This is a genomic window from Candidatus Aquicultor secundus (assembly GCF_002791875.1).
Taxonomy (GTDB): domain Bacteria; phylum Actinomycetota; class Aquicultoria; order Aquicultorales; family Aquicultoraceae; genus Aquicultor_A; species Aquicultor_A secundus.
The window spans coordinates 18761-30510 of the sequence record NZ_PFNG01000205.1; the positions used below are offsets into that span (position 1 = coordinate 18761).

Below are 11750 nucleotides of genomic sequence, written 5' to 3' on the forward strand. Positions count from 1 at the left end.
ACAGTCTTATTCCTCTTGTCGACCCCGACCAGGGCGGCGAAATTCTTGACAGGATAACATTAATGCGGCGCCAAATCGCTCTTGATTTGGGCTATGTGGTGCCGCCGATTAGGATTAGGGATAACATCCAGATCGCGCCTAGCGAGTACCGCATTAAGATCAAGGGATCGGATATCGCGCGGTCAAGCGTGTTTCTCGATCAACTGCTTGCGATTGATTCCGGGATGACGGTTGCTACAATTGACGGCACGGAAACAAGAGAGCCGGCCTTCGGTCTTACGGCATATTGGATATCGCCCGAGCGCCGTGAGGAGGCCGAGGTTATGGGATATACCGTGGTCGACCCGACGTCGGCCATGATCACCCACCTCTCGGAGATCACGAAGAAATATGCGCATGAGCTTATAAGCCGCCAGGATGTGCAGCAACTGCTGGATAACATCAAGCAGAGCTACCCTGTGGTTGTCGAGGAAGTCGTGCCCGGTGTCTTAACCGTTGGTGAGATCCAGCAGGTTCTGCAGGGGCTTCTTGCCGAGCGGGTATCGATCAGGGATATGACTACGCTCCTTGAGGCACTGGGCGATAGCGCACGAAACACGCGTAATATCGATATCCTCACAGAGTATGCACGTCAGGCGATCGGGCGTAGCATCTGCCACCAGCATCAGTCCGAAGACGGTAAGCTCGATGTCATAGCGGTTGATCCATTAATAGAAAAAGAGATCGTCGATTCAGTTGAGTATACCGATCAGGGCATTGTAATCTCGCTCGACCCGGCGCGGACGCAGCAGATACTTGAGAGCCTATCTAATACCCTGGAAGAAGTCCTGCGCCAAGGAAGATCACCGGTAATTTTATGCTCCACAAACATCCGGCGACCGCTGAGAAAAATTGCTGAACGCAAGCTGCCTAATTTAGCGGTTTTGTCTTACAATGAGATAGCACCTGAATTCGAACTACAATCTGTTGGGATGGTGAGCCTAGTTTGAAAATAAAACGTTACGAGGCAGCAAATATGGAAGAGGCCATCGCAAAGGTCAAATCCGATTTGGGTCCTGAGGCGGTTATCCTGCATACCCGCCGCCTGCAGAGGTCGTGGCCGCTTAACCTGGTAAAAAAGAACGCGGTTGAGATAACCGCCGGGCTTGATGTTAACTTGATGGAGCCAAAAGGGCGTGAAGTTGAAAGCAACGGCTCGGCTCCCGTTGAAACAACCGAAGTTCTTGAAGAAAGATTCGACCAGCTCCAGGTCGAAGTCGAAGAGATAAAATCAATCGTTAAAACTATTGCAAGCCAACTAACCGATCCCCTGTTCCAGGAGGTGCCCGCATGTTTCCTGGATATCTACGAGCGGCTCCTCCAGGCAAAAGTCGAGGACGAAGCGGCGAAAAAGCTCATGAAAAACGTGCAAGAGCAGCTCAGCACATCGGAGCTTGCCACCCCCGAAATCCTGCGGGCCAAACTGGTAAGCGAGATGGCAAAGCTCATACCGGTAAGCGCCCCCCTATCCCTCGAAGACGGCAAGAGAAAAGTAATCGCGCTTATCGGGCCAACGGGGGCGGGAAAAACAACGACTATCGCAAAGCTCGCGGCTCGCTACTGCCTCTACGAGGGGAAAAAAGCGGTCTTTTTAACCGCCGATACCTATAGAATCGCCGCCGTCGACCAGCTCAAGACATATGCCGAGATTATCGGAGTACCGATTGAGGTCATCTTTAATAGCCAGGACGTCCGGGAAGCGCTTGACAAGCACCAGGATAAAGACTTGGTCCTAATAGATACGGCGGGGAGAAGCCCGCTTAACGAGACCCAGATGGGTGAGCTTATGGGGTTGATGAACGTCTGCGCGCCGGATGAGATACACCTGGTCTTAAGCGTGACCACCAAGCTCTCGGACCAGATAAATGCGATACGAAGGTTCTCAGTGGTTCCAATAAACAGGCTGATATTTACCAAACTGGATGAGACAAACACACCTGGAACAATGTTTAACATAGCGCATAAAGCAAAGGTAGCTATTTCGTATTTAACCGTGGGACAGAACGTGCCCGAGGATATTGAGGTGGCCGAATCGCACAAGCTTGCCAATCTAATATTAGGAGAGCCGTTAGATGAACGACCAAGCTAAGAAACTTCGTGAGTTAGCGCAAAAGATTCGAGAAGAGCGAGAGCGGGCCAATCTTATTATTGATCCCATGGCAAGAACACCCGAAAAAGCCCCCGTTGAACAGAGTATCATTCCTGAGATTAAAACGCCCGCTGCCAGGTTAGCGACAAAAAGCTATGTGGACGTGGCGCCGGACGTAAGCGATAACGTTCCTCCCGCAGCGGAAGAAACCAGACAGCCCGAAGGCGAGATCATAGACATAACACCAGCCGTCAGGCCGTTACCGGTCGAACCGGAACCGCTTTTGCCAGTGCCCGTGCAGCCCCCACAAATTCAACCCGAGCCGATTCAACCCGAAAAACCTAAGCCTGTGCCAAAGATGGTGGTTGGCGTGTCCCCTACCCCGGCTCCAGCCGCATCGACATTTAGCACGAGGGTGATAGCGATAAGCAGCGGCAAGGGCGGCGTTGGTAAAAGTAATCTCGTTGCGAATCTTGGCATTGCGCTTGCTATGCGTGGTAAGAAGGTCATACTGCTTGATGCCGACCTCGGCCTTGCAAACATAGATGTGCTCTTCGGTATCAACCCAAAATATAACCTGAAAAACCTCGTTGATGGGGATAAAACAATGCAGGAGATCCTGGTGACCGGTCCCCACTCGATTAAAATTGTGCCGGGCGGCTCGGGGATACCCGAGCTGGCTAACTTAAGCGATGAGCAACAGCAAAAACTTCTTGAGAGCTTCGTTTCGCTCGAACGCGAAGCGGATATCACTCTTATAGATACGGGTGCCGGCATAGCCAAAGATATCATTTCGTTTATCCTGGCCGCACGGGAAGCGCTTATAATCACCACCCCAGAGCCGACGGCGATCACCGACGCATACGGGCTGATAAAAGTCCTAACGCAGCGAGACCCCAATGTCGATATAAAAATCGTGGTAAACATGGTATCCAGCGAAAAAGAAGGTCAGGAAATTGCAGGCCGGATAGTCATGGCGACCAGGCAATTCTTAAACAAGAGAATTGAACCCGTCGGGTACATCGTCTCCGATCCATCGGTCAACATGTCGGTCAGAAAACAACAGCCTTTTATTCTAGGCTATCCGGGCGCACGGGCGTCCAAATGTATTAAACAGATCGCGGCAAGCCTTGATCAGGTAAGCACAGACGACATACAAATCACCGGCAGAAACGGGCTTCGCGGTTTTCTTTCCAGATTGTTTGAAAGATAGGTGTGGCAAAAGTGAGAAAGCATAAAGTTCTAAAACCAGGGCTTCTAGTGATGGTCGAGATAAAGCCCGGCGAGAATTGGCCATTTTCAATCGGCTCGGTCTCGGAGGACCTTAAAAGCATAACGTGTGAGCTTTTAATTGAAAACCCCCGCACACTTGATATAAAAGAGGGCGATAAGCTACTTGTCGTCTGCTCGGTCGAGAACGGCATATTCAGGTTCCCTACCACGGTGATGGAAGTTGCGAGTGACCCCGTGTGGCTTACGCTTGCCCTTACAAGCAAGGCAACGCATATCCAGCGGCGTGAGTTTTTCAGGCTCTCAAGGCCGCTTATACGGGCAAAATACCGCCCGCTTAACGGCCCTGAGGATATCTTCGAGAGCAAACTCATCGAAGCTCCGGTAAAGGATTTAAGCGGAAATGGCGTCGCCTTTGTTGTCCCCATAGAGGATGAACTCCCCTCCGGCACGCCGATTCGCACGGAGATAGAGCTTGCGGGCGGGCAGCAGGTAAGCCTTGTCGGCGAAGTGATGCGTTGTATCCCGAATGAGCCTATAATCGGTAAAAGTTTACTGTGCATATACTTCTCGCTCATCGACGAGCGCGACAGAGACCGCATTATCGGCCAGTTATTTAGAGAGCAGATTGATCGAGCCGGAAGAAGGCGGCGTCTTCATAGGAGAAACTAAATGGCCAATGGTACCATTAACAAGATTACTATCCTGGTTGGCTTCCTTATAAGTTTAATATCCACCTCAATGGCGTTGCTTACCGGTGGTGACATCATCTTCATACTCCTCCAGCGCTTTCTTCTTGCTTTTGCAATAACCGCCGTACTAACATGGACTATGTTGACGGTAGTCAACTCAGTCATCATAAACGCCGCACGCAAATCGATGGTTGAAATAAGCAAGGAATTCGACAAGGGGGCCGCGGCAAAAGGACAGAACCTTGATTTTACTTCCCCGCCGCTTGATGATATGGATACGGCCCTCGCCGGCGATTCCGAGAAACCTGAAATAAAAGAGTTTGAACCATTTAAGCCCCGAAAGATCGAAACCGATAAGGGAGATAGCAGTCAGACAAACTAAATCGGAAACGGTGAACGATGAACGGGACAGTAGCTACTCAAAACAAATGGGTGCTCTATAAGGTTCATAACGATCCACAAGCAAAAGAAGACCTTATCGTTAGCAATTTATCACTAGTAAAATACGTTGCCGAGCGCGTTAAAGGCAACCTCCCCCCGGAGGCTGACAGAAACGACCTGGTAAGCTATGGGATATTCGGCTTAATCGACGCGATAGAAAAATACGATTTCAGCCGCGGTATCAAATTCGAGACCTACGCGATCCCAAGAATCAGAGGGGCCATCCTTGATGGGCTGCGGGCATTCGACCTCGCCCCGCGATCAATGCGTCAAAAAGCCAAACAATTAGGGAAAGCATTCTGCGAAGTTGAACAACGCCTTGGCAGAACTGCGACAAATGAAGAAGTCGCTAAGGAACTGGATATTGATATCGAATCCTTTAACAGCATGCTTGCAGAGGTCAGCCGTCTCCCCCTCCTATCGCTTGATGAGATGGTAATCCAGGATGAAGAAGGCGGCGTTACTCTCGGTGAGCGCATCGAAGACAAAAACTCATACGACCCCGTCGAATTAGTCGAACTCACCGAGATGCGGGACTTGCTGATGGCGGGCATTGATAGCCTGAGCAAACAAGAGCAAATGGTGATCGCCCTTTACTACTACGAGGGCCTTACATTAAAAGAATCGAGCGAGGTGTTAGGGCTGTCTGAATCGCGGATATCCCAAATACGAACCAAAGCGGTCGTAAAGCTCAGGCACAAACTCTCGCACTTGCAGGTTGAAATCTAGCGCATACCTAAAAACAATCGGCGCAATTATTGTTTTCTTATTTTAGGCCGATAATTTTATAGAATAACGTTTACAGGTTTACGCTTATTAATGCTTTTATGGATAGTGCTTTTGTAAACATGCATTAGAGGATGGATACATGCAGGTAGAAGCTCTGGATTTAGTAAAAGCGGGTCAAATAGTCTACATCGAAGATGTAAAAGGTCTTTCCTGGCCTTTTGGTGTCAGCAACATCTTAAATCATGAGCTTGTCGTATGCCAGGCCCTCGGTAGAAAATCAACTCCACTAAATACAAATGCATTGAATACGGTGACAATTGTTCTCCCTGAGGAAAACGGCGCACATCTAATTAAAGCCGCAATTGATGAATCCGACGAGACAAAGAGCCGTTTAGTGCTCAACCCCACCGGAGAAATCGACTTTGTCCAACGCAGGCAGTATTTCAGGCTCTCCAAACCATCGGCGATAGCCCACTACCAGCTTATCGAAAAAGAAGTCATCGATGCCGAGATCTTGCCGGTCGAAGCCTTGGTGTGGGATTTAAGCGGGTGTGGCATCGGTATGGTGATACGAAGCGCGAAAACTATTTATACGGGCGGCAAGATGAAGCTTATTATAGCATTAGCAGAAGAACGCGCGATAGAAGTTGTCGGTGAGATTGTCCGAGTAATGCCGCGCAGTATTATCAGAAACGAATATCTGGTCGGCGTTAACTTCAAAAAGATAAGAGAATCCGACCGAGATAAAATAATCAAGTATATTACTCAAGAACAGCTTTCATTAAGAAAACCCAAGAAAAAAGCCTAGCGCCTTTGTAACAGTTTTTCACTAGATGCCTACAGGCCAGCATGCTATAATTCATTAGCGGATTGATTGTTTTACCGGGTGAGTAATAGTAGTTTTTTAGAAGGAAGGCGCGCCATGTCGATCCGGCCAACCGATCTTCAGATAATCGTTCAAAAAGCACAAGAAGTCGAGCGTGTGCAGCAATCCCAGCAGCAGCAATCAAAGGTCCAACAACAACAATTTGCTGAGCAACTGCAAAAGCAGCATGAGGTAAAAGAACGGCAGGTTAACTCTTCCCCCCATGCGGATGAAGTAACGATTCAAAACAAGAGTAAAAACGCCGGCCAGGGTTCGCACGACAAGGGGCAGCAAGAACAAACGAGCGGCGAAGCAGATAAAGAAAAAAAAGAAGCTCAATCATCGGCACCTGAACATATCATAGACATAAAAATATAGGAGCTCGTTTGGTATGGGGTTTGAACTAATAGTCGCACTACTTTCAATTACATTAATTGGAATCCCCGTTCTGGCTTGGGCAACGCTAAAGCGGATATCCGCCGCTGACCGGATGAGAAAGAACAACGAAGAGCTTCACTCCCTCGAAAACTCCCTCAGCTTAATGATTAAAGAACTGCAGGATTCGGTTAAGAAAGCCCTTGAAGATATGGAAGAATCCGCCGACAGGCTTAACCAAATGATCGACAAAGCGGATGACCGCATACGCGAGCTGCAATACTACTACGAATACGGGGATGAGCTAAGGCCAATTGTCCAGCCCCGACAGCCCGAAATAGCCCAGGCCCCTACACCACAAGCCACGGCAGTGCATGCACCTCAAGGCCAGGCTATCAAGCACAAGGAAGTTCACGAGCTAAGTCGCAGGGGCTGGAGCGCGGCTCAGATCGCAAAGCATACTGGTATGAGCGCAGACGAAGTCCAGCTTATCATCAACCTGATGGAGATAAGTACGATGGATATCCTCTCTCAACCCCGCCAGCCAAGGCAACCAATGGTATAATCCTAAAGCGCCTAAAGCTATGCTTCAAATACAACTGGTGCGATTAGCTATCTCCAAGCATCTGCCGTTTCTTCAGGATAGTCTCGATCTCCGTGATTCCAAGCATAAGCCGGCGCCTTCGTATCGGGTCCGATTCTTTGTTAAACTCTTTAAGAAGGTTGTCGCGTTCCTTTAATAAAATTCGCTCTGCCGAATCCATCCGCATTTCGAGTTCATCCATCTGCTTTTCTAAAAGCTTTTCGTTGTCGCCCGCAAAAAGCACTGATTTCAACCTTGTTATCAAGGCTTCAAATAATTGTGTTACGCCCCCCATATGCATCCTGCCCCTCGTATAGTTGATTGTAGCTATGTATCGCTATGGTGCTTGCACGCATCTTTGAAGTTGGCATCGAAGAACAACTCTTGCTCGGTCATTCTCAGCTCCCGTGCAATTTTGGTCATGAAACACGCTGATGGTATGTGCTTACCTTTCACCCACTTGTTTACAAGGCTGCGGTCTACACCGATTTTCCTTGCCAGCGCGCTCTGGCTGATCTCGCGCTCGTGCAATACCATCTCGAGTTTTGTTAAAAAACAAGTCATACGAAAACTCCCGCGTATTAACCTTCAAGTGAAAGGTTATAGAAACTTTTAACGATTGTCAACGGATGTTGTCAATAATTACTACGACAAGCTTATAATTATGGTATGAACGCATATGCGCCCGGCGACCGCACATATAAGGATTTCTCGGAGGCCCTTAGGGAGTTGATGAAGGCCAAGAAATTTAGCTTCCCTAAGCTCGCACGTGAAATTGAGCGGAAGCTATCGACCACGTACCTTCATAACCTGGCGTCCGGCAAATCAAAGCCTACTAAGGAGAACATCAAAGTTATCGCGAAGGGTCTTAAAATCGAGCCGTCGTACTTCAAGGAACACAGGGAATACGAGGCAAAAGACAAAATAGATAGAAACCCAAAAATCGCCGAACTTGTACTGGATGAGAGGGCGATTGAACTAACCTCGGAGCTTGTGTCTTTAAACGAAGAGCAAAAACAAGAGGTCGAGGAGCTAATAAAAGAGTTGAAAGCAAAGTACCGCACAGGCCGACGCGGGTAGGCTGCTATGCTGCCCTGCCAAGGCTTTTCCAGGTTTGCGCGTTCGTATGGGCGTTTGGCGTAAGACCGCGTTTTTTCTGCCAACTTGCAAGCACTGCCGCCGTTTTCGGGCCGAAGATGCCGTCGACATCAAGGCAAAAGCCCTTAGCATTAAGCCTTGCCTGCAGATTCTTTACTTCCGGGCCCCTGGAGCCAATGCTAAGGGTGGGCAGATGTATTACGGTCGGGTTTGTGGTTGCCTTGCGGAATGATTCGAATGCAGGAGAACGTGCCGAGAGCGGTTTTTATACCGATGATATTGCCGGCGATCCATCGGGAATCGATGATGACGGCTCCCCTCTTTTTGGGGTCTTCCCTCCATTGAGCGATAGTAAACGCTTTCGACTGTTAGTTCTATCGACGTCCTGGTGTACCGCTTTACAGCATGCTTGCGCCGGTAGTGGGTTTGTCGTTCCTGCCGGGCACTCGGCATAACCCCGTTCGGAAATGTCGGTAACAAATGCAAGGCTCAGCTATTAATTATCCCGCTTGCTTACCGATTAGTACTTAATAGTTAGCGATATCCAAAATCAAGGTGCTTTAAGTGTAAAGGGAGTACAGCATGGAAGATGGTGCTTTATTTAAAAGATTAATCTGCGAATTTGCAAAAACCATTGATGATTCTTTACTGCCTGAAACGACAACTTCTAGTTTAGGATTGAAAATTGCATCCCAAATGCAATGGCGGGTAAAAAAGGTGCTCGATCTACAGGAAGGTCAGCCAAGGCAAGCATTGTTTATAAATGCGCTGTCCAAATTACTCTATTCTGAATTCGATTATCAGCTAATCCCGGAATTAATCGAGAAAGATCGGATGCGCTTTAAAGTTAAACGCTGCCCCTTTACAGAAGATAAGTCGCCTTCACTTTGTTCATTTATGCGCGGAGTAATAGGCGGTATCGGGTTTCTGTCTTTTGGTTATAGCAAGGTAGTGGCAATAAGCCCGAGCCAAGAACAGGGGCCCTGCAGTTTTGATCTATATACTGCTCCGACACCGGAAGCCGAGAAACACATAGGTCTTGAATATTCTAGAAGCGCCTTAAACATTCTAAAAGGCGAGGATGAAAAGTACATCGACAGTCAACGCCAAGCACGTCGCAAGTTAATACTTGGATTATTTAGCAGTTTAGCCTTTTCCTTACATGATGAGCCATCCATAAAACAGCTAGTGCAGAAGTTTATTGAGAGCCTTTCATGCATTCCGGAAATTAGAATTGCGGCCCTTTACTTAAAAGATGAAGAGAGCGGTAATTTTGTCCTTAAGACTCAATATGGTATCCCAGAACAACTAGTGTACCCGGTTAAGATAATAGACCCTAAAGGTTATGCTTTAACTCATAACGTTAAAGGACCGCTGAAAGCAATCGAGGATTTTAACGGGCAACGGTTAGAAATAGCAAAGGCGTCCGCAGTGCGAACCTTTATATCTATTAAAGTAGAGACAAAGCGAAAGGTTTTGGGGGTGCTAAATATTGGTTGGAGGTCTACCTTCCCGATATCTCCCGAAACTGTTGAGGCAATAAAGGCCTGCTGCGGTTTACTTGGGACAGCGATCGAAAACAGCCAGCTATATTTTGAGTTAGAGAAAACATATGTTGAGAACGTCTCGATGCTCAACAGTTTAGTTAACGCTGTTGATCAGTTCTCAAATGACCATTCTATGAGAGTTGCCGAGCTTGCAAAAGATATTGCCAAGGAGATGGGCCTGCCTGAGGATGATATTGTGCTAATCTATGAAGCCGGCCGCATTCATGATGTCGGTAAAGTAACCATACCGATGCATATACTTAATAAGCCGGGAGAATTAACTGATGACGAGTTTGAGATAGTAAAAGAGCATCCATTAATAGCAGAAAAGCTGCTATCCCCGATAAAAGGCCTCCAAAAGTTAGTACCGGCTATTAAATATCACCATGAAAAACTAGATGGTTCAGGCTACCCGGAGGGACTAGTCGGAGAGGCAATACCAATTCATGCTCGGATTATCGCTGTTGCCGATGTGTTTGATGCGATGACAAATACGCGATCGTATCATGAAGCAAAAGATAGGCTTGATGCAACCCAGGAGATCATAAATGGTAGCGGCACTAAATTTGATACTGCAGCGGTCGGCGCACTGGTTGCCATTCTAAATAGTAGGGATCTGTCAGATCTTGAAGGTGAGCAAGAAAGAGAAACCGCTTACACGGATTAGGCCGGCCTTTCCGCTAAATTTACCAAAGTTATTTTTTTGCTATTCACCGGTTTTTGTTAATAAATGGCTTGACCCAGTAGTAGTATGCAATCCCTATGACTACCACAACCGCGTTGATAATAGCCGATTCGAGCGGCAAAGCAAAGGCAAGGATAAGCGCGGTAGCAAGACCCCCAATCGGTATAAGCCGATTGTAAATCTGCTTGTCTTTAAGACGCAATGCGCAGATATTCATCAAGGCGTAGTAGATGAGAAATGTAAGGCTGCTCGCCGTGATGACAGTGCCGAGCGTAGCGTAGAGCGCCGGCAGAATGATGAACAACCCGACCAGGATAACCGCCCTAGCGGGTACCAGGTAGCGTGGGTGGACCACGGCAAGCCATGCTGGCAGGTCGCCACCTCGCGCCATTGCGAACACGACGCGAGAGAGCGCAAGAACCTCGGTGAGGAGCACGCTTCCGATTGCGGTAAGCGCTCCGATCGACACCACGATTTCGCCGGGATACCCGGCAAAGCTAACGGCTGCCTTGCTGAGCGGCGCTTTGCTCTGCTCGATCGCGTTACTACCCAAAACACCAATGGCCACGCTCGAGGTGGCAAAATAAAGCGCTGAGGCGATAAAAAGCGCTGAGAACATAGCTTGTGGCAGCGTCTTTTGAGGGCAGGACACTTCTTCGACAAGGGTGACGGGGCGTGCAAAACCGGCGTAGGCGAAGACCATGAGCGCTGAGGCGCGGAAAAGCCCACCGATGTTGCCCGGATCAAATGGCTGGAAGTTCACCATGCTCACGCTCGGGATACCAATGATGACAAATCCCACCAGAACGCCTACCTTTGTGATGACCAGTAGGCCGTTAACCAGCGATGAGGTGCGGACCCCAAAATAATTAAATGCAGTTGCAAAAGCGATGAGTACAATTGTGGCTAATTTTAGCGACACTCCCGGCAAAAGTAGGTTGAAGTATCCGGTAAAGGCAATGGCAAACGTGGAGCTTGCCGTGATACCACCGAGTAGATAGAGCCAGCCCCCGATAAAGCCCACCACCGGCGATATGAGAACACGTCCGAACTCGTACGCGCCACCTGATTTCGGATATCGAATGCCAAGCTCAACTGAACTCAAACCGCTCAATCCCGCAACAATCGCACCGATGGGGAGCGCGAGTAAAAACGCCGAACCCGCTGCAGCTGACGCCTGGTTTATGGTTACGAATATCCCCGCCCCAATTATAGCTCCAAGGGCAATTCCGGTAGTATCGAGCACGCCGAGGGAACGCGTTAGACCGGACTTCGACATAATTCTTTCCCTTCAGGTGTAATAACTTGATGCAATCCGCTTGTCTTTTAGTACCCGAAAGAGCTTAGCCCACACTATTTATAAGTATTTGCAGAATG

General features: G+C 48.5%; 16 protein-coding genes. 12 read left to right on the forward strand and 4 right to left on the reverse strand.

The features are described 5' to 3' along the window. The 9 genes from COY37_RS08685 to COY37_RS08725 all read left to right on the forward strand — a co-directional run. The coding region (locus COY37_RS08685; RefSeq protein WP_286977233.1) for a flagellar biosynthesis protein FlhA at positions 1-989 on the forward strand (989 nt) is incomplete at its 5' end. Then, positions 986-2128, forward strand: a complete 1143-nt coding sequence (flhF, locus tag COY37_RS08690; protein ID WP_286677725.1) for a flagellar biosynthesis GTPase FlhF — start codon at positions 986-988, stop codon at positions 2126-2128. The genes COY37_RS08685 and flhF, both read left to right, overlap by 4 nt. Next, complete coding sequence (locus COY37_RS08695) at positions 2112-3341, forward strand: MinD/ParA family protein (protein ID WP_286677726.1); 1230 nt, start codon at positions 2112-2114, stop codon at positions 3339-3341. The genes flhF and COY37_RS08695 overlap by 17 nt, the downstream gene beginning before the upstream one ends. A gap of 11 nt (positions 3342-3352) precedes the next feature. Then, the gene (locus COY37_RS08700) at positions 3353-4030 is read left to right on the forward strand and encodes a flagellar brake protein (RefSeq protein WP_286677727.1); all 678 of its coding nucleotides are present in this window, start codon (positions 3353-3355) and stop codon (positions 4028-4030) included. Then, a complete protein-coding gene (locus COY37_RS08705) occupies positions 4031-4432 on the forward strand; it encodes a hypothetical protein (protein ID WP_286677728.1) in 402 nt (133 codons plus the stop codon). A gap of 17 nt (positions 4433-4449) precedes the next feature. After that, positions 4450-5220, forward strand: a complete 771-nt coding sequence (locus tag COY37_RS08710) for a FliA/WhiG family RNA polymerase sigma factor (protein ID WP_286677729.1) — start codon at positions 4450-4452, stop codon at positions 5218-5220. Positions 5221-5359: 139 nt separating this feature from the next. Further along, positions 5360-6028 carry a flagellar brake protein gene (locus COY37_RS08715; protein WP_286678390.1) on the forward strand — a complete coding sequence of 223 codons (669 nt, stop codon included), beginning with the start codon at positions 5360-5362 and terminating at the stop codon, positions 6026-6028. A gap of 66 nt (positions 6029-6094) precedes the next feature. Next, on the forward strand, positions 6095-6463 hold the full coding sequence (locus COY37_RS08720; protein WP_286977236.1) for a hypothetical protein: 369 nt from the start codon (positions 6095-6097) through the stop codon (positions 6461-6463). 13 nt (positions 6464-6476) lie between these two features. Beyond that, a complete protein-coding gene (locus tag COY37_RS08725) occupies positions 6477-7025 on the forward strand; it encodes a DUF6115 domain-containing protein (RefSeq protein WP_286678388.1) in 549 nt (182 codons plus the stop codon). Between the two features lie 43 nt (positions 7026-7068). Here COY37_RS08725 and COY37_RS08730 read toward each other — a convergent pair whose 3' ends face one another. Both COY37_RS08730 and COY37_RS08735 read right to left on the reverse strand, forming a co-directional pair. Continuing rightward, complete coding sequence (locus COY37_RS08730; RefSeq protein ID WP_286678387.1) at positions 7069-7338, reverse strand: hypothetical protein; 270 nt, start codon at positions 7336-7338, stop codon at positions 7069-7071. 32 nt (positions 7339-7370) lie between these two features. Then, positions 7371-7607, reverse strand: coding sequence for a helix-turn-helix transcriptional regulator (locus COY37_RS08735; RefSeq protein WP_286678386.1), 237 nt, complete (start codon positions 7605-7607; stop codon positions 7371-7373). 105 nt (positions 7608-7712) lie between these two features. Between COY37_RS08735 and COY37_RS08740 the strand changes: the two genes are divergently transcribed. Then, positions 7713-8123 (forward strand): helix-turn-helix domain-containing protein, encoded by a 411-nt coding sequence (locus COY37_RS08740; protein ID WP_286678385.1) that lies wholly within the window; start codon positions 7713-7715, stop codon positions 8121-8123. Between the two features lie 4 nt (positions 8124-8127). Here COY37_RS08740 and COY37_RS11945 read toward each other — a convergent pair whose 3' ends face one another. After that, on the reverse strand, positions 8128-8340 hold the full coding sequence (locus COY37_RS11945) for a peptidoglycan-binding domain-containing protein (RefSeq protein ID WP_353683013.1): 213 nt from the start codon (positions 8338-8340) through the stop codon (positions 8128-8130). Between COY37_RS11945 and COY37_RS08745 the strand changes: the two genes are divergently transcribed. Then, positions 8318-8596: a hypothetical protein gene (locus tag COY37_RS08745; protein WP_286977239.1), complete on the forward strand. Its 279-nt coding sequence runs from the start codon at positions 8318-8320 to the stop codon at positions 8594-8596. The genes COY37_RS11945 and COY37_RS08745 overlap by 23 nt on opposite strands. A 127-nt stretch (positions 8597-8723) precedes the next feature. Then, positions 8724-10355, forward strand: coding sequence for an HD domain-containing phosphohydrolase (locus COY37_RS08750; protein WP_286678383.1), 1632 nt, complete (start codon positions 8724-8726; stop codon positions 10353-10355). Between the two features lie 43 nt (positions 10356-10398). Here COY37_RS08750 and COY37_RS08755 read toward each other — a convergent pair whose 3' ends face one another. Next, complete coding sequence (locus tag COY37_RS08755; RefSeq protein WP_286678382.1) at positions 10399-11652, reverse strand: APC family permease; 1254 nt, start codon at positions 11650-11652, stop codon at positions 10399-10401. Positions 11653-11750 lie beyond the last annotated feature (98 nt).

Excerpts from the sequence above, each read along its gene's own strand:
- COY37_RS08695 (WP_286677726.1), top strand. The coding sequence starts at position 2,112 with ATGAACGACCAAGCTAAGAAACTTCGTGAGTTAGCGCAAAAGATTCGA.
- COY37_RS08705 (WP_286677728.1), top strand. The coding sequence starts at position 4,031 with ATGGCCAATGGTACCATTAACAAGATTACTATCCTGGTTGGCTTCCTT.
- COY37_RS08710 (WP_286677729.1), top strand. The coding sequence starts at position 4,450 with ATGAACGGGACAGTAGCTACTCAAAACAAATGGGTGCTCTATAAGGTT.
- COY37_RS08715 (WP_286678390.1), top strand. The coding sequence starts at position 5,360 with ATGCAGGTAGAAGCTCTGGATTTAGTAAAAGCGGGTCAAATAGTCTAC.
- COY37_RS08725 (WP_286678388.1), top strand. The coding sequence starts at position 6,477 with ATGGGGTTTGAACTAATAGTCGCACTACTTTCAATTACATTAATTGGA.
- COY37_RS08730 (WP_286678387.1), bottom strand. The coding sequence starts at position 7,338 with ATGGGGGGCGTAACACAATTATTTGAAGCCTTGATAACAAGGTTGAAA.
- COY37_RS08735 (WP_286678386.1), bottom strand. The coding sequence starts at position 7,607 with ATGACTTGTTTTTTAACAAAACTCGAGATGGTATTGCACGAGCGCGAG.
- COY37_RS08740 (WP_286678385.1), top strand. The coding sequence starts at position 7,713 with ATGAACGCATATGCGCCCGGCGACCGCACATATAAGGATTTCTCGGAG.
- COY37_RS08745 (WP_286977239.1), top strand. The coding sequence starts at position 8,318 with ATGCTAAGGGTGGGCAGATGTATTACGGTCGGGTTTGTGGTTGCCTTG.
- COY37_RS08750 (WP_286678383.1), top strand. The coding sequence starts at position 8,724 with ATGGAAGATGGTGCTTTATTTAAAAGATTAATCTGCGAATTTGCAAAA.
- COY37_RS08755 (WP_286678382.1), bottom strand. The coding sequence starts at position 11,652 with ATGTCGAAGTCCGGTCTAACGCGTTCCCTCGGCGTGCTCGATACTACC.